The organism is Cytobacillus spartinae (genome assembly GCF_042865285.1).
Classification (GTDB): domain Bacteria; phylum Bacillota; class Bacilli; order Bacillales; family Cytobacillaceae; genus Robertmurraya_A; species Robertmurraya_A spartinae.
The window spans coordinates 35,169-57,338 of sequence record NZ_JBIACK010000014.1 but is presented as its reverse complement, the minus strand read 5'-3'; the positions used below and the strand labels follow the sequence as shown (position 1 = coordinate 57,338).

Annotated in this window: 22 protein-coding genes and 1 other annotated feature (1 of these 23 cut by a window edge); of the genes, 21 read left to right on the top strand and 1 reads right to left on the bottom strand. The window is 37.2% G+C overall.

Annotation, left to right across the window (positions count from 1 at the left end):
* The first annotated feature begins 34 nt into the window (after positions 1-34).
* From dnaK to deoC, 6 genes are all read left to right on the top strand, one after another.
* Positions 35-1,867: a molecular chaperone DnaK gene (gene dnaK / locus ACFYKX_RS21820; RefSeq protein WP_389363568.1), complete on the top strand. Its 1,833-nt coding sequence runs from the start codon at positions 35-37 to the stop codon at positions 1,865-1,867.
* Positions 1,868-2,061: 194 nt separating this feature from the next.
* Complete coding sequence (gene dnaJ / locus ACFYKX_RS21815; protein WP_389363566.1) at positions 2,062-3,195, top strand: molecular chaperone DnaJ; 1,134 nt, start codon at positions 2,062-2,064, stop codon at positions 3,193-3,195.
* Positions 3,196-3,215: 20 nt separating this feature from the next.
* Entirely contained in the window at positions 3,216-4,154 is a 939-nt protein-coding gene (gene prmA / locus ACFYKX_RS21810; RefSeq protein WP_389363565.1) for a 50S ribosomal protein L11 methyltransferase, read from the top strand.
* 135 nt (positions 4,155-4,289) lie between these two features.
* Entirely contained in the window at positions 4,290-5,036 is a 747-nt protein-coding gene (locus tag ACFYKX_RS21805; protein WP_389363563.1) for a 16S rRNA (uracil(1498)-N(3))-methyltransferase, read from the top strand.
* 6 nt (positions 5,037-5,042) lie between these two features.
* Positions 5,043-6,401, top strand: coding sequence for a tRNA (N(6)-L-threonylcarbamoyladenosine(37)-C(2))-methylthiotransferase MtaB (mtaB, locus tag ACFYKX_RS21800; RefSeq protein WP_389363561.1), 1,359 nt, complete (start codon positions 5,043-5,045; stop codon positions 6,399-6,401).
* Between the two features lie 708 nt (positions 6,402-7,109).
* Positions 7,110-7,781, top strand: coding sequence for a deoxyribose-phosphate aldolase (gene deoC, locus ACFYKX_RS21795; RefSeq protein WP_389363560.1), 672 nt, complete (start codon positions 7,110-7,112; stop codon positions 7,779-7,781).
* Positions 7,782-7,822: 41 nt separating this feature from the next.
* Here deoC and ACFYKX_RS21790 read toward each other — a convergent pair whose 3' ends face one another.
* A complete protein-coding gene (locus tag ACFYKX_RS21790; protein WP_389363559.1) occupies positions 7,823-8,755 on the bottom strand; it encodes a Na/Pi symporter in 933 nt (310 codons plus the stop codon).
* 371 nt (positions 8,756-9,126) lie between these two features.
* Here ACFYKX_RS21790 and rpsU point away from each other — a divergent pair, with 371 nt between their 5' ends.
* From rpsU to recO, 15 genes are all read left to right on the top strand, one after another.
* Positions 9,127-9,300, top strand: coding sequence for a 30S ribosomal protein S21 (gene rpsU / locus ACFYKX_RS21785; RefSeq protein WP_019154564.1), 174 nt, complete (start codon positions 9,127-9,129; stop codon positions 9,298-9,300).
* Between the two features lie 16 nt (positions 9,301-9,316).
* Complete coding sequence (locus ACFYKX_RS21780) at positions 9,317-9,760, top strand: GatB/YqeY domain-containing protein (RefSeq protein WP_389363556.1); 444 nt, start codon at positions 9,317-9,319, stop codon at positions 9,758-9,760.
* 305 nt (positions 9,761-10,065) lie between these two features.
* On the top strand, positions 10,066-11,343 hold the full coding sequence (locus tag ACFYKX_RS21775) for an NfeD family protein (protein ID WP_389363699.1): 1,278 nt from the start codon (positions 10,066-10,068) through the stop codon (positions 11,341-11,343).
* 19 nt (positions 11,344-11,362) lie between these two features.
* A complete protein-coding gene (gene floA, locus ACFYKX_RS21770) occupies positions 11,363-12,361 on the top strand; it encodes a flotillin-like protein FloA (protein WP_389363554.1) in 999 nt (332 codons plus the stop codon).
* A gap of 32 nt (positions 12,362-12,393) precedes the next feature.
* Positions 12,394-12,888, top strand: coding sequence for a hypothetical protein (locus ACFYKX_RS21765; RefSeq protein WP_389363552.1), 495 nt, complete (start codon positions 12,394-12,396; stop codon positions 12,886-12,888).
* A 160-nt stretch (positions 12,889-13,048) separates the two neighbouring features.
* Positions 13,049-13,333, top strand: coding sequence for a sporulation protein YqfC (gene yqfC / locus ACFYKX_RS21760; protein ID WP_389363551.1), 285 nt, complete (start codon positions 13,049-13,051; stop codon positions 13,331-13,333).
* A 166-nt stretch (positions 13,334-13,499) separates the two neighbouring features.
* A complete protein-coding gene (yqfD, locus tag ACFYKX_RS21755) occupies positions 13,500-14,693 on the top strand; it encodes a sporulation protein YqfD (RefSeq protein WP_389363549.1) in 1,194 nt (397 codons plus the stop codon).
* On the top strand, positions 14,690-15,655 hold the full coding sequence (locus ACFYKX_RS21750) for a PhoH family protein (protein ID WP_389363547.1): 966 nt from the start codon (positions 14,690-14,692) through the stop codon (positions 15,653-15,655). Before yqfD ends, ACFYKX_RS21750 begins: the two co-directional genes overlap by 4 nt.
* 476 nt (positions 15,656-16,131) lie before the next feature.
* Positions 16,132-18,300, top strand: coding sequence for an HD family phosphohydrolase (locus ACFYKX_RS21745; protein ID WP_389363697.1), 2,169 nt, complete (start codon positions 16,132-16,134; stop codon positions 18,298-18,300).
* Positions 18,297-18,767, top strand: a complete 471-nt coding sequence (ybeY, locus tag ACFYKX_RS21740; RefSeq protein WP_389363545.1) for an rRNA maturation RNase YbeY — start codon at positions 18,297-18,299, stop codon at positions 18,765-18,767. The genes ACFYKX_RS21745 and ybeY overlap by 4 nt, the downstream gene beginning before the upstream one ends.
* Complete coding sequence (locus ACFYKX_RS21735) at positions 18,745-19,134, top strand: diacylglycerol kinase family protein (RefSeq protein ID WP_389363543.1); 390 nt, start codon at positions 18,745-18,747, stop codon at positions 19,132-19,134. Before ybeY ends, ACFYKX_RS21735 begins: the two co-directional genes overlap by 23 nt.
* A gap of 537 nt (positions 19,135-19,671) precedes the next feature.
* Positions 19,672-20,070: a cytidine deaminase gene (locus tag ACFYKX_RS21730; RefSeq protein WP_389363542.1), complete on the top strand. Its 399-nt coding sequence runs from the start codon at positions 19,672-19,674 to the stop codon at positions 20,068-20,070.
* The gene (gene era, locus ACFYKX_RS21725) at positions 20,063-20,986 is read left to right on the top strand and encodes a GTPase Era (RefSeq protein WP_389363540.1); all 924 of its coding nucleotides are present in this window, start codon (positions 20,063-20,065) and stop codon (positions 20,984-20,986) included. Before ACFYKX_RS21730 ends, era begins: the two co-directional genes overlap by 8 nt.
* A gap of 153 nt (positions 20,987-21,139) precedes the next feature.
* Positions 21,140-21,283: a YqzL family protein gene (locus tag ACFYKX_RS21720; RefSeq protein WP_389363539.1), complete on the top strand. Its 144-nt coding sequence runs from the start codon at positions 21,140-21,142 to the stop codon at positions 21,281-21,283.
* A 31-nt stretch (positions 21,284-21,314) separates the two neighbouring features.
* Entirely contained in the window at positions 21,315-22,070 is a 756-nt protein-coding gene (gene recO / locus ACFYKX_RS21715; protein ID WP_389363537.1) for a DNA repair protein RecO, read from the top strand.
* A gap of 44 nt (positions 22,071-22,114) precedes the next feature.
* Positions 22,115-22,170 (top strand) — a binding site (T-box leader) (it continues 118 nt past the right edge of the window).

The following is a 22,170-nucleotide window of genomic DNA, read 5'->3' as shown; positions in this document are numbered from 1 at the left end:
AAGAACTTACATATATTTATGGGAGGAACAGGATATGAGTAAAATTATCGGAATTGACTTAGGTACAACAAACTCATGTGTATCCGTTTTAGAAGGCGGCGAACCTAAAGTTATACCTAATCCAGAAGGAAATAGAACAACTCCATCAGTTGTTGCATTTAAAAATGGCGAGCGACAAGTTGGGGAAGTAGCAAAGCGCCAATCGATTACAAATCCTAATACAATCATGTCCGTCAAACGTCACATGGGGACTGATTACAAAGTTGAGATTGAAGGGAAAGAGTATACCCCACAAGAGGTATCTGCTATTATCCTACAATACTTAAAATCATATGCAGAAGACTATCTTGGTGAAAAAGTAACAAAGGCTGTTGTTACAGTTCCTGCATACTTCAATGATGCTGAGCGTCAAGCAACGAAAGATGCTGGTAAAATTGCTGGTCTAGAGGTAGAGCGTATTATCAACGAACCAACTGCCGCTGCTCTTGCATACGGTCTAGACAAGATGGAAGAAGATCAAACGATTCTTGTTTATGACCTTGGTGGAGGAACATTTGACGTTTCCATCCTTGAACTTGGTGACGGAGTATTTGAAGTAAAAGCTACTGCTGGTGATAACCGCCTTGGTGGAGATGACTTTGACCAAGTAATTATTGATTATTTAGTAGAACAATTCAAAAAAGAAAATGGAATTGATCTTTCAAAAGATAAAATGGCTTTACAACGCCTAAAAGACGCAGCTGAAAAAGCGAAAAAAGATTTATCAGGTGTAACAACTACACAAATTTCATTACCTTTCATAACAGCTGGTGCAGAAGGACCACTTCACTTAGAAGTATCTCTTTCAAGAGCTAAATTTGATGAAATTTCATCAAATCTAGTAGAAAGAACAATGGGACCTACTCGCCAAGCAATTAAGGATGCAGGCTTAACACCATCTGAAATCGATAAGATTATCCTTGTTGGTGGTTCAACTCGTATCCCTGCAGTGCAAGAAGCAATCAAGAAAGAAACAGGAAAAGAGCCGCATAGAGGAGTAAATCCTGATGAAGTAGTTGCAATGGGTGCTGCAATCCAAGGTGGGGTTATTACTGGAGACGTGAAAGATGTAGTATTACTGGACGTTACTCCACTTTCACTAGGAATTGAGACAATGGGTGGAGTATTCACAAAGCTTATTGACCGTAATACAACGATTCCAACTTCTAAATCACAAGTATTCTCAACGGCTGCGGATAGTCAAACGGCTGTAGATATTCATGTATTACAAGGTGAGAGACCAATGGCTGCTGATAACAAAACGCTTGGTCGCTTCCAGTTAACGGATATTCCTCCAGCACCACGTGGAGTACCTCAAATCGAAGTTTCTTTCGATATTGATAAGAACGGAATTGTAAACGTACGTGCAAAGGATTTAGGAACAAACAAAGAACAAGCTATTACGATTAAATCTTCAACGGGATTATCAGACGAAGATATCGAAAAAATGGTAAGAGAAGCGGAAGAAAATGCTGAGGCAGATCAAAAGCGTAAAGCAGAAGTTGAATTACGCAATGAAGCAGATCAGTTAGTTTTCCAAACTGAAAAGACATTAAAAGATCTTGAAGGTAAAGTGGATGAGTCAGAAGTAGCTAAAGCTAACGAAGCGAAGGATGCTCTAAAAGCTGCTATTGAGAAAAATGACTTAGAAGAAATCCGTACGACGAAAGATGCTCTTCAAGAAATCGTTCAAAACTTATCTGTAAAGCTTTATGAAGAAGCAGCTAAACAAGCACAAGCTGCACAAGGTGAACAGCCTCAAGGTGCTGCTTCTAAAGACGACGATGTGGTGGATGCTGAGTTTGAAGAAGTTAAAGATGATAAGTAAGATTAGCTAATGATTAGAAAAGTCAAAGTCACATCTATAATGGCTTTGACTTTTTCTATGTAAAGGGTTGAAAGAGTAGAAGAACATAAAAAATTACTTAGAGGCTTTTGACAGACAGAGTGATAAATATTGCTTTGCTAGTTTAGACAGTGTTAAAATAACCTTTATGTGAATGTTGCGGGGAGTGGGTAATCATGAGTAAAAGGGATTACTATGAAGTTCTTGGCGTAAGTAAAAGTGCGTCTAAAGATGAAATTAAAAAAGCTTATCGTAAGCTATCGAAAAAGTATCATCCCGATATAAATAAAGAACCGGACGCAGATGAAAAATTTAAAGAAGTTAAAGAAGCTTATGAAGTGTTAAGTGACGACCAAAAGAAATCCCATTATGATCAGTTCGGGCATACAGACCCTAACCAAGGCTTTGGAGGCTTTGGCGGAGGTGGAGATTTTAATGGTTTTGGTGGTTTTGAAGACATTTTTAATACCTTCTTTGGCGGAGGTGGATCTAGACGTAGAGATCCAAATGCTCCGAGACAAGGAGCAGATTTACAATATACGATGACACTTTCTTTCGAAGAAGCTGTCTTTGGAAAAGAAACAGATATTGAAATTCCAAGAGAAGAAACTTGTGATACTTGTAACGGTTCGGGAGCTAAGCCAGGGACAAAGCCTGAAACATGTAGACACTGTAATGGTGCTGGTCAGTTAAATGTTGAGCAAAATACACCGTTCGGTAAAATTGTCAATCGTCGAGTGTGTCACTATTGTAGTGGAACAGGTAAAGAAATTAAGGATAAGTGTTCTACATGTGGTGGAGCAGGTAAGGTGAAAAAACGTCGCAAGATACATGTGAAAATTCCAGCTGGTATTGATGATGGTCAACAACTGAGAGTGTCAGGACAAGGAGAGCCTGGTGTAAACGGTGGTCCTTCTGGAGATTTATATGTAGTATTTCATGTTCGTTCTCATGAGTTTTTTGAACGTGATGGTGATGATATTTACTGCGAAATGCCAATCACCTTCGTTCAAGCGGCTTTAGGAGATGAGGTCGAGGTTCCTACTTTACATGGAAAAGTAAAGCTGAAAGTACCTGCTGGAACTCAAACAGGAACAAAATTCCGTTTAAGAGGAAAAGGAGTTCCGAATGTTAGAGGTTATGGTACAGGCGACCAACATATAATTGTGAAAATTGTAACACCTACAAAGCTAACAGAAAAGCAGAAGCAGCTTCTTCAAGAATTTGCTGATGTAAGTGGTCAAGTTCCTCAAGGAGATCATGAGGAAGGGTTTTTCTCGAAAGTGAAAAGAGCCTTTAAAGGAGAATAAAGAAAATGGAGTTGGTAGGAATGAAATGGTCGGAAATATCTATTCATACAACAAATGAAGCAGTTGAACCGATTTCTAATATATTGCATGAGGCTGGCGCTAGTGGCGTAGTGATTGAAGATCCAGTTGAACTTGTAAAAGAAAGAGAAGACCAATTCGGCGAAATCTACCAACTCAACCCACTTGATTACCCTGAGGAAGGGGTAATTGTAAAAGCCTACATTCCTGTTAATAGTTTTTTAGTTGAAACAGTGGACGGAATAAAGGAATCCATTAACAACTTAGTTTCTTACAATATCGACATTGGAAAAAATATTGTTACGATCTCTGAAGTGAATGAGGAAGAATGGGCAACAGCTTGGAAAAAGTATTATCACCCTGTCAAAATATCAGAAAGATTTACAATTGTACCTACATGGGAAGATTACACACCTGTAAATAGTGACGAATTAATTATCGAACTCGATCCAGGTATGGCTTTCGGTACAGGTACACACCCAACAACGGTCCTTTGTATCCAGGCATTAGAAAGAACTGTAAACAAAGGTGATAGCATTATTGATGTTGGAACAGGCTCTGGTGTACTAAGTATTGCAGCCGCTTTACTTGGTGCTGAAAGAGTTGATGCATTAGATTTAGATGAAGTAGCTGTAAACTCCGCAAAAATGAACATAGAGCTTAACCATGTTGATAACGTCGTTTCCGTTGCACAAAACAACCTTCTTCATGGAATTGATAAAACAGTGGATGTAGTGGTAGCCAATATTTTGGCAGAAGTTATTCTCAAATTTACAGACGATGTAGCACGCGTTGTAAAGAAGGATGGCTACTTTATCGCTTCTGGTATTATTTTACAAAAGAAACAAGTAGTGAAGGATGCCATCGCGGAAGCTGGTTTTGACATAGTGGAAACGGTACAAATGGAAGACTGGGTCGCTATTATTGGAAAAAGAAAATAGTTCATTTTATGGTGAATTATTGACTTTTGTATGTGAACGATGAAAGGGGGATTACGAACCACCCCCTTTTTAGCGTTACCACTATTCTTATTACTTAAAAATGAAAATTATCATTTCGAATAAGAGGTGTTTTCGATGCAACGATATTTTGTGGAAAATGCTATTGATAATCGTTTTATCATTACAAGTGACGATCGGCACCATATGGTTAATGTAATGAGGTTAAAATTAGGTGATCAGATTGTTTGTTCTAATCCACTTGGACAAAGCGCGTTATGCACAATTGAAGAAATTACCGATGAAAGAGTAGTGGCAACCGTTGTAAAATGGGAAGAAGGGTCAAAAGAACTTCCGGTTGAGGTCACGATCGCGAGCGGACTGCCCAAAGGGGATAAACTTGAGTTAGTTATTCAAAAGGGTACAGAACTTGGTGCTAAGAGATTTGTCCCTTTTACTGCAGCTCGCTCCGTTGTTAAATGGGATGAAAAAAAGGCTGCCAAAAAGGTTGAGCGTTGGGAGAAAATTGCGAAAGAGGCTGCGGAGCAGTCACATCGTACCCAGCTCCCTGAAATTATAAGTCCAGTCAATCTTAAAACTCTTATTCAATTGAGTGAGAGTTATACTCATAAATTAATTGCATTTGAAGAAGATGCAAAACAAGGTGAGGCCTCTGTTCTTGCACGTACAATGCAGGAATTAAAAAGAGGGGATTCTCTTTTAATAGTATTTGGTCCTGAAGGTGGATTAACAGAGGAAGAAGTTAATCTTCTAAAAGAACATCATTTCCAATCTTGTGGCCTAGGGCCTAGGATTTTAAGAACGGAAACGGCACCGTTATATGCCCTATCAGCCGTTTCTTATCATTTTGAATTAATGAGGTGATTATTAATGCCATCAGTTGCATTCCATACACTAGGTTGTAAAGTTAACCACTACGAAACAGAAGCCATTTGGCAGTTGTTCAAAAGTGAAGGTTACGAGCGGGTTGACTTTGAATCAACGTCTGATGTCTATATTATTAATACTTGTACGGTGACGAACACAGGAGATAAAAAGAGCCGTCAAGTGATACGTCGTGCAATTCGCAAAAATCCCGATGCGGTCATTTGTGTAACGGGCTGTTATGCACAAACATCTCCGGCTGAAATTATGGCGATTCCAGGCGTTGATATTGTTGTAGGAACTCAGGATCGAGTTAAAATGCTTGAATACATTGAACAGTACAAGCAAGAACGCCAGCCGATTAATGGTGTCGGAAATATTATGAAGAATCGCGTATATGAAGAGTTAGATGTACCAGCATTTACAGATAGAACACGTGCGTCTTTAAAAATTCAAGAAGGCTGCAATAACTTCTGTACTTTCTGTATCATTCCATGGGCGAGAGGATTAATGAGATCCCGCGATCCACAGGAAGTTATTCGTCAAGCTCAACAGTTAGTGGATGCTGGTTATCAAGAAATTGTTCTAACAGGTATTCATACCGGTGGATATGGCGAAGACATGAAAGATTACAATTTAGCGATGCTTTTAAGAGACTTAGAAGCGCAGGTAAAAGGCTTGAAACGTCTTCGTATATCATCTATCGAAGCTAGTCAAATTACAGATGAAGTGATTGAAGTAATGAATCAATCTAATGTTGTCGTTAGACATCTTCATATTCCATTACAATCAGGTTCTGATACGGTTCTTAAAAGAATGCGTAGAAAGTACACGATGGAGTTCTTTGGTGAGCGCTTAGATCGTTTAAAGGAAGCATTACCTGGACTAGCTGTAACTTCCGACGTAATTGTTGGTTTCCCTGGAGAAACAGAAGAAGAATTCTTAGAGACATATAACTTTATTAATAAACACAAGTTCTCTGAGCTGCATGTATTCCCATATTCTAAGAGAACAGGTACTCCTGCAGCTAGAATGGAAGATCAGGTAGACGAAGAAGTGAAGAATGAACGAGTACATCGTTTAATTGCTCTTTCTGATCAACTGGCGAAGGAATATGCTTCTCAATTTGAAGACGAAGTTCTAGAAGTAATCCCAGAAGAAAACTTCAAGGACGGTTCGCAGGATAACCTTTACGTTGGGTATACGGACAATTACCTAAAGGTTGTATTCCCTGCAAGCGAAGAAATGGTTGGGGAAATTGTAAAAGTGAAGATAACTAAAGCAGGTTACCCATATAACGAAGGTCAATTTGTTCGAGTGATAGAAAAAGAAATAGAATTAGACAGAGAAGAGGCAGTTAGCTAAACCTTTGATAATTATGTATAGAATGTGAAGAGGCTGTGGTATAAGTATCTCAGCCAATTATAAACCCGAACTATTAGGTGATATTTTAATAATATTTCGCCTAATAGTTCGGGTATTTGTTTTTCAATAGATTTGTTGATATGCATACCATTATTACTAACTAGTGGAATGGAGCGGAAGCCACTCGACTCCTGCGGGATGTAGAGGAAAGGCTTCCTCCCCGCAGGCGTAGCCGAGGAGGCTCAGCTTCCTCCCCGCGGAAAGCGAGTGGCTGCAGCGCAATGGAACGACCCTTTTCCTTCCGACTTAACTTATTGATAAGTAACATAGGTATTAAGATTAATTTAGATATTGTTAGACTTTCCGTATAGTTAATTAAATTATGTCCCAGCCTCTTTTTGTTTTTAACACTTGTTAAGTACATGGGATGTATGACAGCTGCCGAATTAAATTAATTGTATTTTTTACTTTCCCGCCCCAACCAATCTTTTATAGAATGCCCTCTCACATTACGGACAAAATAAAATGAAGTGTATAATGTTTGTTGTAAAAATAATGTCGAAAATTAAATAACATAGTGATATGATGTAAGAGGTACGTACAACTAACCTTGTGTAGGACTACCCTAATTGAAAATTACAATAAAGAACTTACATATATAAGGGTAAACTCCCCACAAAACATCTATCCTTGAAAGGAGAAAAATACATGATAAACAATATTGCTAAATTGATTGATCACACTTTATTAAAAGCAGATGCAACTAAAGACCAAATTACTAAGCTTTGTGATGAGGCTAAGGAATACACATTTGCTTCTGTTTGTGTTAACCCAACTTGGGTAAATTACTGTAGTGAATTATTGTCGGGTACTGAAGTGAAAGTTTGTACGGTGATTGGGTTCCCACTTGGTGCAACAACACCTGAAACAAAAGCATTTGAAACCACTAACGCGATAGAGAATGGTGCTACAGAAGTTGACATGGTAATCAATGTAGGAGCCCTAAAAGACGGAAACTACGAGTTAGTGGAAAGAGACATTCGTGCAGTCGTTGATGCGGCAAAAGGAAAAGCGTTATCGAAAGTAATTATTGAGACTTCTCTATTAACCGACGACGAAAAAGTTCGCGCTTGTGAAATTGCTGCAAAAGTGGGGGCGGACTTTGTTAAAACGTCAACAGGCTTCTCAACTGGTGGAGCAACCATTGAAGACATTGCCTTAATGAGTAAAACAGTGGGCTGTGATGTAGGAGTAAAAGCTTCTGGTGGAGTAAGAAGTGCAGAGGATGCAAGAAGCATGGTAGAAGCAGGTGCTACTCGCATTGGGGCAAGTTCTGGAATAGCAATTGTTAAAGGATTAACTTCTGACTCTGACTATTAAACGATGTACTAAAAAAATGCCGAACTTCATTAGGCATTTTTTTAGTACGTTTTACTTCCTCCATGAACCCTTAAAATAAACTCTCCAAATTTAGTTGCGAAGGGTAACACAATCAAAGAGGAGACCACGTTGAAAACTAAACTAATATGTGCAAGCTGTACATCCGGTTCATAAGCAAGCAATGGGGCTATTTGAGTTAGAAAACCTATTAGAGGGATAAAGAGTAGTACACCTACGACATTTAACCAAACATGAGCATATGCGCATAACTTTGATTCTCTCCCCCCACCAACCGATGCAAATAGTGATGTGACGCAAGTACCGATATTTGAACCGAGCATAACTCCAATTCCTGCACTTATATTTAAAACATTTGTAGTTAAAAATCCCATAATAATTCCCGTTGTGGCTGAGCTAGATTGGATAACTGCAGTTAAGATGATTCCAGTTACAATACTAAATAATTTACTCGTATTTAGACCCACAATAGAATCCTTAATAAAGGATAGTTCCGCTAGTGGAGAAGCAAGAAACTCAAATCCACTCATAGCAGTGAAAACGGATGAAATACCTAGTAAAATTAATCCGATGCTTTTCATTCGGATGTGACTAAAGCATATAAAAATTGCTCCTACTATCGCAAAAGGGATTAAGATTGAATCAATCTGGAACGTGATAAATTCGGTTGTAAACGTAGTACCGATATTCGTGCCTAAAATTATTCCTATTGATTGTCTGAATGTAAGCATGCCAGCTGAAATGAGACCTATTGTCATAACCATAACAGCGGAGCTACTCTGTAAAACCCCAGTAATAAAAGTTCCAATTAAAAGTCCTTTCCAGTGAGCATCCGTCCATTTTTCTAGCCAATTTTGAAGAGAATGACCAGAGACATTAAATAATCCGGTTCTTAAAATCGTCATCCCAAAAATAAATAATAAGATAAATAAACAGAATAATAATATATAAAACATGTCCCTCCACTCCTCCTATACATCATATGGGGTTATTTGTCGGGACATGCCTATATTTAATAAAGGCTCTTTTCGTAAACTTTGTTGCTATTTAAGTACTTTAAACTGTTTTTAAAAGGATATAGTGCTGTTTTCTTAATTTTTGGAAGAAAAGCTGCTACGAAGCAGCATAGAATCCGTGTTGCAACAATCTATACGAAAACAGCCTTAATAAAAGAAAATATGCTCATTTTACCTATGAATAGATAAAATGGGACAATGGATAGGTGAATTACAGTTGACCTTGTTTCATGGTTATATTATAATTGCAAAGTACATGGAATTCCCATGTTTTCATGTAAGTGTGTTGTGTTCGGAGGGAGGGAAAGAGAATGTCTAAAACCGTCGTTCGTAAAAACGAATCACTTGAAGATGCTCTTCGTCGCTTCAAACGTACTGTATCTAAATCAGGTACTATACAAGAAGCTAGAAAGCGTGAATTCTACGAAAAGCCTAGCGTAAAGCGCAAGAAGAAGTCTGAAGCTGCAAGAAAACGTAAGTGGTAAGAGAGGGTGTAATTTAGTGAGTCTTCTCGAGCGTTTAAATAATGATATGAAACAAGCGATGAAAAACAAAGAAAAAGATAAACTTACAGTCATTCGAATGATCAAAGCTTCAATTCAAAATGAAGAGATTAAACTCGGTCGTGAGTTAACGAATGACGAAGAGTTAACTGTCCTTTCTCGCGAAGTAAAACAACGCAAAGATTCCCTCCATGAATTTGATAAAGCTGGTCGTGAAGACCTTGTTGAAAAATTACGCACAGAGCTTCTGTACGTAGAAGAATATATGCCTCAACAGCTAACTGAAGAGGAGCTATCTGAAATTATTAAAACAGTAATTTCTGAAGTTGGTGCGTCATCAAAAGCTGAGATGGGTAAAGTGATGTCTATGCTAATGCCTCAAGTTAAAGGAAAAGCAGATGGCTCACTTGTTAATAAACTTGTACAACAACACCTTTCATAATGCACAGTTTAAAGACCGTAGGCTAAGCTTACGGTCTTTTTAATAGGCTCAAATTAAAAGTAGTATGCCCCAAATTACTTGTATTGAACTTTCCGTTATGCTCAAACTAATGATGATTTCCTATATTTTGGAGGTAGGACATCCAATTGAATGTAATTACATATCATAAAATATTCTTAAATAAAAATGGAACTTTTCCTAGACTACAAACGTAGAAAGTTTAGATGTTTTTTTAGAAGGGAGGTAAAAATTTGAAACTAAGAAAGTTATTGATTATTTTTTCTTTTTTATTTGCATTTCTACTAATGGTAATTCCTTCTAATGGAACCGCACAAAATGACATCGTTTATGTTGTTCCTCTTGAAGAAACAGTCGAAAAAGGGCTTTATGCTTTCTTAAACCGCGCAGTTAAAACAGCTGAGGAAGCAGGAGCTGAAGCTATTATCTTTGAAATAAATACTCCTGGTGGTGTTGTGAGTGCAGCGAGTGAAATTGGGAAGCTCCTGACCACAACTAAACTTAAAACAGTTTCTTTTATAAATAAAGAGGCAATCTCAGCGGGAGCATTTATTTCGTTAAACACTGATGAAATATATATGGTACCTGGGGCAACAATGGGATCCGCAGCGGTGATTGATCAACAGGGAAATGCTGCAGACAAAAAAACTCAATCCTATTGGCTAGGTACGATGCAAGGTGCTGCGGAACAAGGTGGACGAGATCCAATTTACGCAATGGCAATGGTAGATGCAAATATTGATTTACCAGAGTACGGTGCACCTAAAGGCGAACTCTTAACTCTAACTTCGACCACAGCTTTAGAAGTAGGATATTCAGAAGGGACTGTTTCCAATCTTGATGAACTACTTAACAAGCTTGGTTATGAAGGTGCAGAGGTAAGATCTCTTGATGAAAGTTTTGCTGAAAAAATAGCAAGGTTTATTACTCACCCTGTTGTGGTTCCCATTCTTTTATCCATAGGTAGTTTGGGTCTTGTATTAGAACTTTACTCACCTGGATTTGGGATACCTGGATTTATGGGGCTTTCAGCTCTGTTGCTATTTTTCTACGGCCATTTGGTGGCAGGACTTGCTGGCTACGAAACACTTATATTGTTTGTTCTAGGAATTGGACTAATAGTACTAGAATTTTTCTTACCAGGTGGAATTGCTGGTATAATAGGATTAGTATCCATAATAGCTAGTTTATTTTTAGCTACAGATAATGTTATCCATATGGGTATTTCCATTCTAATATCCATTGGAATATCCATCCTTGCATCTATTCTAATGGTAAAGGTGTTTGGTAAAAAAATGAAACTATTCAAGAAGATTATTTTAACGGATTCTACGAATACAGAAAGTGGTTATATCTCTAATAAAAATCGAACCGAATTAATTGGACTAGAAGGATATACGTTAACAGCTTTACGTCCTTCTGGTACGGTATTAATTAATGATGAGCGGTTGGACGTAGTAACAGAAGGTAGTTTTATAGCGAAGAATGTTAAAGTGAAGATTGTTAAAACAGAAGGAGCAAGAATTGTAGTACGAGAATTACCAAATATAAATAAAAAGGAATAATTGAAGGAGGATTACAGTAATGATTACACCCACAACAGCCTTATTTTTAGTTGCTGTAGTAGTAGGAATTATTTTCTTAGCTGTATTACTTACATTTGTGCCTGTAATGCTGTGGATTTCCGCATTAGCTGCAGGCGTAAAGGTAAGCATTTTCACACTAATCGGGATGAGGTTACGTCGAGTCATTCCAAGCCGTGTAATTAATCCATTGATTAAGGCGCACAAAGCAGGATTGAACGTAACAACAAACCAGTTAGAGAGTCATTATCTAGCAGGTGGTAATGTAGACCGTGTGGTTAACGCTTTAATTGCTGCACATAGAGCAAATATTGAACTAACGTTTGAACGTGCGGCTGCAATTGATCTTGCAGGACGTGACGTATTAGAAGCTGTACAAATGAGTGTTAACCCTAAAGTTATTGAAACTCCATTTATCGCTGGGGTTGCAATGGATGGGATTGAGGTAAAAGCAAAAGCTAGAATCACGGTAAGAGCTAACATCGATCGTTTAGTCGGTGGTGCTGGTGAAGAGACAATCGTTGCACGTGTTGGTGAAGGGATTGTTTCTACAATCGGTTCTTCTGATAATCATAAAAAAGTGTTAGAAAATCCTGATATGATTTCTCAAACGGTTTTATCAAAAGGTCTTGATGCAGGTACTGCCTTTGAAATCTTATCGATTGATATTGCGGACGTGGATATCGGAAAAAATATCGGTGCAGAGCTTCAAACAGAGCAAGCTGAAGCAGACAAGAAAATTGCCCAAGCAAAAGCTGAAGAACGCCGTGCAATGGCAGTAGCACAAGAACAGGAAATGAAAGCACGCGTAGAAGAAATGAGAGCGAAAGTTGTGGAAGCAGAAGCTACGGTACCACTTGCAATGGCCGAAGCACTCCGTTCTGGTAATATTGGTGTAATGGATTATATGAACATTAAAAATATTTCAGCTGATACAGACATGAGAGACTCAATCGGCAAAATTTCTGATGATAAAAAAGATCAAAAGAAAAATGATTAATCGGTGTCCATTATGAAGGGAGGTAATCTCTCTTGGAATTCTTATTTGAAAATCCGTTTTTACTTGTCATTCTTATAGGGCTTATTTCGTCTATTTTCAAAAGGATGAAAGGAACTCAAGAGGAGCCTAGGAAGTCACAACCGAAGCCATTTGTAGAGAGCGGGCCATTTGACTTTGAGCAACAACCGAGACAGGAACAACCTGTTCAACGAATGGAACCGGTCCCACAACAGACTTATGAACCTAATCCACTAGGGAAAATAGAACAGGAATTTCTAGAAAAGAAGAAAAAGGCTGAGGAGAAATTGGCTGCACTGAAAAAACAGCAGGCTACTGCTCAGAAAAAGGCTGAAACTATTCAATCTCATAGGCGTTTAAATCAAGTAAAAGAGAAGATTGAGACAACTGAACCAGAACAAGTTCACGTGGATAACCAAAAGCTCGTAGATGCTGTTATATGGTCAGAGATCCTTGGTCCTCCACGGTCAAAAAGACCACATTCTGCAAACAGAGTGGGTCGTTACTAATTAAATTCTTTGTAAGGCAAGAAATGTTATTAATAGTGATTTATATTTGAGATCCGCATTTTCTCACAATAAGGAAAGAAAGACTTCCTAGATATTCAAAAATAAGTGCTAGAACCCCCTTTCATTTCATAAATATGAGATGAAAGGGGGTTCTTTTTTTATGGCAAAAAAGTGGGGACAACGAGTCAGAAGCTGGATGACCAAACATATGGAGCTTCCTCAAGATGTCATGATGGATTTACCCCGCATAACGATGATTGGTCAAATTCACATATACATTGAGAACCACCGTGGATTAATTACTTTTTCTGATAAAGAGTTAAGACTCTTGTTAAAGCAAGGGCAGTTGCTTGTTAAAGGAAAAGGTTTTGTAATAAAGACGATATTGCCTGAAGAGATATTGCTTGAAGGAAAAATAGACCAGGTCATTTATCTTAGTGAATAACCGTGTCAAACAATTGTTAAAACACCTAGTCGCCTACATCACAGAAAAGAACTTGCTTTCCAAGAGCCTTGTGTTTAATCGCATTTACATAGAATGCTTTAAGTTGATGTAAATCATTTGGCTCTTGGAATTGCTGCAGAAAATCGAATTATTTAGGAGGCCGGAAATGAAGAATCATTGGATTCAATTTTATTCTGGAATTATTACAGTCAAGGTTACTGGACAAGGGGTAGAAAGACTCCTAAATACATTAACCAGAAATAATATGGTGATATGGGATGTCAAACGACATGGCACACATTCTTTAACCTTTAAGGTGAACCTTCAGGATGCTAAGAAGATTAGGCATGCTGTTCGCAACTCAGATTGTAAAATCGAATTCCTTCGTCGGGCTGGAATTCCTTTTCTTATAAAACGTCTGTTAAAGAATAGTGGATTTATGATTGGCGTGGCCCTATTTATCATTAGTATTTTCGTTTTATCTAACATGGTTTGGGGAATTCAAATTCAAGGAGCAGACCCTGCAACAGAATATAAGATTAGAAAGCATCTCCATTCAGTAGGGGTGAAAAAGGGACAATTTCAATTTTTCTTATCAAATCCTGAAGGGATACAGCGATCTATTATAGACAATGTAGAAGGATTAACATGGGTAGGTGTTGAATTAAAGGGGACAACCTACCACCTTCAAGTGGTCGAAAAGACAGAACCTGAAAAACCAGAGAAACTGGGGCCAAGAAATATTGTAGCTAAAAAGAAAGCAGTCATTGTTGACATGTTTATAGAGGAAGGGGACCCACAAGTTCAGGTTCATGATCATGTTCAAAAGGGACAACTTCTGGTATCAGGTCTAATTGGTAAAGAAGGAGAAACGAAGTCGGTACCTGCAAAAGGTCAAGTTTTAGGTGAAACTTGGTACAAGTCTCAAGTCCTGCTACCACTTGAGACAAACTTTCAAGTTTTTAACGGGAATGAAAAAACAAAACACTATATTAAGATAGGGAATTTATCGATCCCTTTCTGGGGCTTCGGCAAAGTGGAATTTCCTAAATACGAAAAAGAAGCAAATGAAAAAAATATTCATTTCCTAAAATGGACACTTCCAATTAGCTATATACAGCACACATTTAGAGAAAGTGAAGATATCAAAAGGACCTACTCAAAAGAAGAAGCCATTGAAGTTGCAAAAGAAATGGCAAGAAGAGATATAAAAAATCAGTTAAGTGAAAATGCTACTATTAAAGGTGAAAAAGTTTTGCACCAAACAATTGAGAATGGTAAAGTAAACCTATCAATACATTTTCAGGTAATTGAAGATATCGCACAAGGACAACCAATTATTCAAGGAGAGTTGGAATGACAGTAGATTTGAAAACAATGAATGTTCAACTAGAAGATCCAAATGAAGCTATTTCATTAATAGGCAATCAAGATGCAAATATTAAAATGATCGAACAGGAATTAAATGTTTCTATCGTAACAAGGGGCGAAACAATTAGTGTTTCTGGAGATCAGGAGCAAGTTGAACTAGTTAGTGGCATTTTAGACAATCTTCTTTATGTCATTAGAAAAGGGATTAGCATTAATGGAAGAGATGTTATGTATGCGATCCAGTTGGCTAAGAAAGGTACTCTTGAATACTTTAAGAATATATACGAAGAAGAAATTACGAAAAATGCCAAAGGCAAATCCATTCGTGCCAAGACCATTGGACAGCGTCAATATATAACAGCTATTAAGCATAATGACCTTGTTTTTGGAATTGGTCCTGCTGGAACAGGGAAAACCTACCTAGCGGTTGTGATGGCTGTAAATGCACTGAAAAACGGTTATGTTAAAAGAATTATATTAACGCGTCCAGCTGTAGAAGCAGGAGAAAGCTTAGGATTTTTACCAGGTGATTTAAAAGAAAAGGTAGATCCTTACTTAAGACCTCTATATGATGCATTAAATGATGTTTTAGGTTCTGAGCATACTCAAAGACTTATTGAAAGAGGAACGATTGAAATAGCACCTCTTGCGTATATGCGTGGACGAACTTTAGATGATGCTTTCGTAATTCTCGATGAGGCCCAAAATACAACTGGAGCTCAGATGAAAATGTTCCTAACGCGTCTAGGCTTTGGGTCAAAGATGGTAATTACAGGAGATAAAACACAAGTGGACCTACCAAAAGGAGTTAAGTCTGGACTAATTACATCTGAGACCATTTTAAAAGAGGTAAAAGGGATTTCCTTTCAATATCTGGTACAAAGCGATGTAGTTAGACATCCTCTAGTTGGAAAAATTATTGAAGCTTATGATCAAAAAGAAAATGATTAACTGTTAGGCTTTAAACTGCACCCCAATTGTTAGACATAACTAACAATTGGAGGTGCAGTTTTTTATTGGTTAGGCTTTTTCGTAAACGTTGCTGCTATCTACTTTAAATTACTTTTGAACAAGTGAATAGAAACAATCAATGCGAAAACAGTCATTGGTTAGCAAGATACCTATTCAGTTCAGCACTAGCCTTATCTATTGTTGATATTCGTCATTTGTTCTATTTAAGGGTGAAACTTGTACGGAAAACTGTTATCATTTTATAAACACCGTTATCACCGTCTTCATTAATACTTATAGTAAATGAAGTACCTGAGTAACTAGTTTTACATATCTATTTTTAATTTTCCATAAAAAGGTATAAAATGGTGTATAAAGAAAAGATAAACTGAACAGTCCGTACATTAAAAATTACTTATCAAGCGTTTATCGCAGTGATAGGAGGGATTTTAGTGGATAAGATTCAACAACAGTTAATGAAAATCCGTAGCTTATTAGATATCACGATTTTTAGAGTGCTCCTCTTTGTATTACTTGGGTTCATTCTTTATTTTGCGATGTACAGTAATGTAAAGCCAGAAAAATTAAATTTAAGTTTATTTACCATTGCAGAACAAACCGTCCGGTCACCAATTACGGTAGAAGATAAGGAAAGTACCGAGAAAAAGAGAGTAGAAGCGGAAGACCAGGTTAAAGATGTATATATTATGAAAAAAGAAATTACCGAGAATCGGGTCGATTTAATCACATCCATATTTGATTCTGCATCCGAGGTAAATAGTGAAGTAAAAAAGAGTATGGAGGAGAAAAATAAAGAAGTTACTGAAATAGAAGCAGAAGGGAGCAATCCACCAGTCATATCTGAACCTTCAGTCAGTGAAAAAGTCCAGATGATGAAAGAAAAGTTAACAGAGGACATTGTAAAAGAAGTTCCCGATCCAGTTTTCCACGCATTAATTTCAGCTAACAAAGAGGATCTATCGATTACAAAGGATCTAACGATTACAGCAATCAATAATGTCATGAGCAAAGAGATTCCTGCAAATCAAGTTGAAAATGCAAAAAAACGAGTTGAAGAGGAGCTTAAATATACAAGCTTAAATGGAAATTTAAAAAGTGCTGCTATAGATTTAGGAAGATATGCAGTTATTCAAAATCAATTTTACGATCTAATTGCCACACAGGAATTACGTGAACAGGCAAAAGAAAGTGTTGAACCAGTAAAAATCCTACAGGGGCAAATTATAGTTGAAGAAAATCAACTCATTAGTAGAGAGGTTTATAGACAGCTTGAACTCGTTGGGCTATTAGATAATGAAAAGTCTGTATTACCTTTTGTTGGTCTAGTTCTTATTATCGGAATCATTCTAACAACTTTATATTATTACTTCTATGAGTTAGATGCCAGAAGAGAATTAAAGCAAAACTTCTTACTTCTTTATAGCCTTATCTTCTTGCTTTCTGTGGTGATCATGAAAGGGATAAGCTTGATTCAACAGTTTGAATACTCAGAAGTGGGGTATTTATTTCCCGCTGCAATGGGAGCAATGTTAATTAAGCTATTAATTAACGAGCGCCTTGCCGTCTTATTTACCATTATTATGGCAGTCTGTGGGAGTATCATATTTAATGAAGGCCTCACTGGCGCGTTTAACTTTAATGTAGGAATCTATATTATTGCAAGTGGTTTGGCGGGTATTCTATTTTTAAGTAAACAAAATCAAAGAACAAAAATATTGCAAGCAGGGATGTTTGTCACGGTTGTAAACCTTATGGTAATTATTTCATTAATCCTTATCAAAAATGGGCAATATAGTCCCTTGGATTATACTTTCTATATGGTAACTGCAATCATTTCAGGAATTACCTCTGCCGTTTTAACCATTGGATTACTACCTTTCTTTGAAGCAGGTTTTGGAATATTATCGACGATGCGATTAATTGAATTGTCCAATCCTAACCACCCGTTGCTTCGAAAAATACTAACCGAAGCTCCTGGTACGTATCACCATAGTGTAATGGTTGCTAACTTAGCAGAATCTGCTTGTGAGGCAATAGGAGCTAACGGATTGCTTGCAAGAGTGGGTTGTTATTACCATGATATCGGAAAGACAAAAAGACCACAGTTCTTTATTGAAAACCAAATTAATATTGAAAATCCGCATGATCGCCTTCCACCTCAAACAAGCAAGAATATTATTATTGCTCATGCGACCGATGGGGCTGAAATGTTACGAAAGTATAAGATGCCGAAGGAAATTGTGGATATTGCAGAACAGCATCATGGCACCACCTTGTTGAAATATTTTTATCATAAGGCATTGCAAAATGTACCTGACATTAACGAAAAGGAATACCGTTATCCTGGACCGAAAGCGCAAACGAAAGAGACCGCTATTATTGGAATAGCGGATAGTGTTGAAGCGGCTGTTCGTTCCTTGAATAATCCGAAGCCTGAACAAATAGACGGACTGGTTCGAAATATCATTGCAGACCGACTTCAGGACGGACAATTAAATGAGTGTGACTTGACGTTAAAAGAATTAGAAACAGTTGGAAACACCCTATGTGAGACGCTAAAAGGTATTTTCCACTCTCGAATTGAGTATCCAGAAATGACAAAACAGAAGGTGAAACAAGCATGAGTTTAATTATTGATTTATTAGACGAGACAGCTCAACTAAATGATGAAAACCATAATATGATTGAGGGGCTTCTAAATTTTGCTGCAAGACTCGAAAACGTTGAAGGAAATAGTGAGGTATCTGTAACAGTTGTAACTGACGATAAGATCCAAGAAATTAACCGAGAATACCGTGATAAGGATAAACCTACAGATGTCATTTCATTTGCTCTTGAAGAAATGGGTGAAGGTGAAATCGTCGTTACAGGTGTTGAAATGCCTAGAATCCTTGGGGATATTATTATTTCGCTAGATAAAGCGAAAGAGCAGGCTGAAGAGTATGGGCATACTCTCTCACGCGAGCTTGGTTTTTTGGCGCTACATGGATTTTTACACCTTTTAGGTTATGACCACGAGACTGAAGAAGAAGAAAAAGTCATGTTTAATCGACAGAAGGAAATCTTAAATGAATTCGGATTACAAAGATAATCGTCCTTTTCTAAAAAGTGTGTTTCGATCATTCAAATATGCTATACAAGGGATTATTCATGCAGCAAAAAGAGAGAGGAACCTACAAATCCATTTTGTGATCTCTATAATGGTTATTTCGTTAGGAATATTTTTAAACCTCTCTCATGTTGAATGGATTTTCATTGTTCTTGCTATAGGAGGGATGCTCTCGTTGGAGCTCCTGAATACAGCGATTGAAAGAGTGGTTGATTTAGTCACTACTGAATATCATCCTTTAGCAAAGCAGGCGAAAGATGCAGCAGCAGGAGCTGTATTTATATACGCCATCTTATCAGTGATAGTAGGCGTTATCATTTTCCTTCCAAAAATTCTTACCCTGTTGTAAAAGGCCACTTTTATAGTGGTCTTTTGTCTTCTAGGAAATTATAAAATACTAGCATGTGTATAACTCTAAGTTAGTTATTACGTCCAGCTCCAGCGCCCAGCGCCTAGTAAACTTCCCCCCCTCCTAAGAAAAATCGAATGATTTTTCACTCCTTACGATAAGTCAACATCGAATCGCTAACGCTCTTCGTGTTTCCTTTATCTCATACGGAGGGAGTCCAGTTTATACGGCGCTAAACGGGCGCTTGCGCTTTTGTTCTTTACTATTGATGCCTTAGTAAAGGTGGATGCTCTTGAATAGCGTAATTAAGTGAAACTGGGATGAGGCTTAATTTGAAAAATAAATATTTGTTAGGTCAATATTTGAAAACGCTACCCAAAAAAGGTAAAATGACATAGCAAAAGAACCTTAGTACAAATTAATTTTTGGAAAATTCTAATTTTTATATTACGATTTCCTTACAATCGATGAAAAATCATTCAAAATGAGGTAAAATATAAGAAGCGGTAGTCTTCTTAGCTGAAAGGAAGAAAACTTGTGAATATTGAAAAATTAATTGAAGAAGCTAAATTGGCAAGAGACAAAGCATATGTTCCGTACTCAAAGTTTCAAGTAGGAGCAGCTCTTTTAACAGAAGATGGAAAAGTATATCATGGATGTAATATCGAAAATGCAGCTTACAGTATGACAAATTGTGCCGAAAGAACAGCACTATTTAAAGCATTTTCGGAAGGTGACCGTAAGTTTACGATGATTGCGGTTGTTGCGGATACCGATCGTCCAGTACCACCGTGTGGAGCCTGCCGTCAAGTTATTTCAGAATTGTGCCCAAAAGACATGAAAGTGGTTTTAACGAACTTAAAAGGGGATATTCAAGAACTAACAGTAGAAGAATTATTACCTGGAGCTTTTTCACCGGAGGATTTACATGAATAGAGAAGATGCAAACAAACAAAGCCATAAATCAGGTTTTATATCAATTATTGGACGCCCGAACGTAGGGAAATCGACTTTCCTTAACCGTGTTATTGGCCAAAAAATTGCCATAATGAGTGATAAGCCACAAACAACTCGGAATAAAGTGCAAGGTGTTTTAACAACAGATGATGCTCAACTAGTCTTTATAGATACACCAGGGATTCATAAACCTAAGCATAAGCTTGGGGACTTTATGATGAAAGTGGCTCAAAATACTCTAAAAGAAGTTGATTTAATTCTATTCATGGTTAATGCAGAGGAAGGGTATGGTCGCGGGGAAGAATTTATTCTAGAAAAATTTCAAACCGTAAAAACACCCATCTTTCTTGTTATAAATAAAATAGACCAACTTCACCCTGATAAACTACTACCACTTATTGATTCATATAAAGAGAAATATGATTTTGCAGAAGTTATTCCAATCTCTGCACTGGAAGGCAATAACGTTGAAAATTTATTAGAAACGATCAAGAAATATATACCGGAAGGGCCTCAATACTATCCGGCAGATCAAGTGACAGATCACCCAGAAAGATTTATCGTTTCAGAGTTAATTCGCGAAAAGGCCTTGCATTTAACAAGAGAAGAGATTCCTCATTCGCTCGCGGTCGTGATTGAAAAGATGGAACGTTTAGAAGACAAAGATGTAATCCATGTTATGGCAACCGTCATTGTTGAGCGAGACTCTCAAAAAGGAATCATCATCGGAAAGCAAGGCGGCATGTTAAAGGAAATTGGAAAAAGGGCACGTATCGATATTGAAAATCTATTAGGTTCAAAAGTCTTTTTAGAATTATGGGTTAAGGTACAAAAAGATTGGCGCAATAAAATGACGCAACTAAGGGATTTTGGCTTTAGAGAAGACGAATATTAATTTCCCTTTTTAAAGTATTAAGAGGATTTTTATTTTATGCATGCTTTCGATTTACAATATTTTCGTCTCATGATTTTGGAAGGACAGGGCTATGATAAAGGTAAGGATTTGGGATAGGTATTGCTAGTTAAAAATTGAAAGGTGGGGTTTTTGATGTTAGATTTTACCTGGAAGGTGTTTAAAGAAACAGGTAATATTGACACTTATCTTCTCTTTAAGGAGTTAGAAAAGGAGAATCAAGAAATACCCGGAGACTATGATGAAGAGCTAGCAGAGGTTGATTTTCCCATCTCATAGGTTTGTCACTTGACAGGGATGGTGACCAAAGATGCTTCAAAAATGTGAAGGCATCGTCATTCGAACCAATCATTATGGTGAAACAAATAAGATTGTTACTTTATATACGCGTGAATTTGGGAAGGTTGGAGTGATGGCAAAAGGAGCTAAGAAGCCTAATAGTAGGTTGGCTGCTGTCACCCAACTTTTTACATACGGCAATTTTTTAATTCAAACAAGTAGTGGACTAGGAAGTTTACAGCAGGGTGAGATGATATCTTCCATGAGATCTATTAAAGAAGATATTTTTCTAACTGCTTATGGTAGTTATGTTATTGATCTAACAGATAAGAGTTTAGATGAAAAAAAGCCAAATCCTTATTTATTTGAATTGCTTCATCAGACATTGAATTATATAAATGAGGGTTATGACCCTGAGATTTTGGTTAATATTTTTGAAATGAAAATGTTAAATACAATAGGACTCTATCCTATTTTAAATGAGTGTTCAATTTGTAAAAGTACAGATGGTCAGTTCGCCTTTTCAATTAGAGAAGGTGGTCTTCTATGTCATCGTTGCTTAGAGAAGGACCCATATCATTTTAAAATTTCACCAGCAGCGTTAAAGCTTCTTCGTGTTTTTTATTACTTCGACTTAAGTAGATTAGGAAATATCTCTGTTAAAGAGGAAACTAAAGCTGAACTGAAAAAAGTAATTAACGCTTATTATGATGAATATTCAGGGCTTCACCTGAAGACAAAGAAATTTCTTAATCAAATCAATCAATTGGGAAATTTACGTGAATGATTATTGACTTTCTAATTTGTTTCGGCTATGATTCAAATTAAATTAATATTGCGTTGAAGGAAAGTAGTACTTAGTCTCCTCTATAAAAGCGATCCTAGGT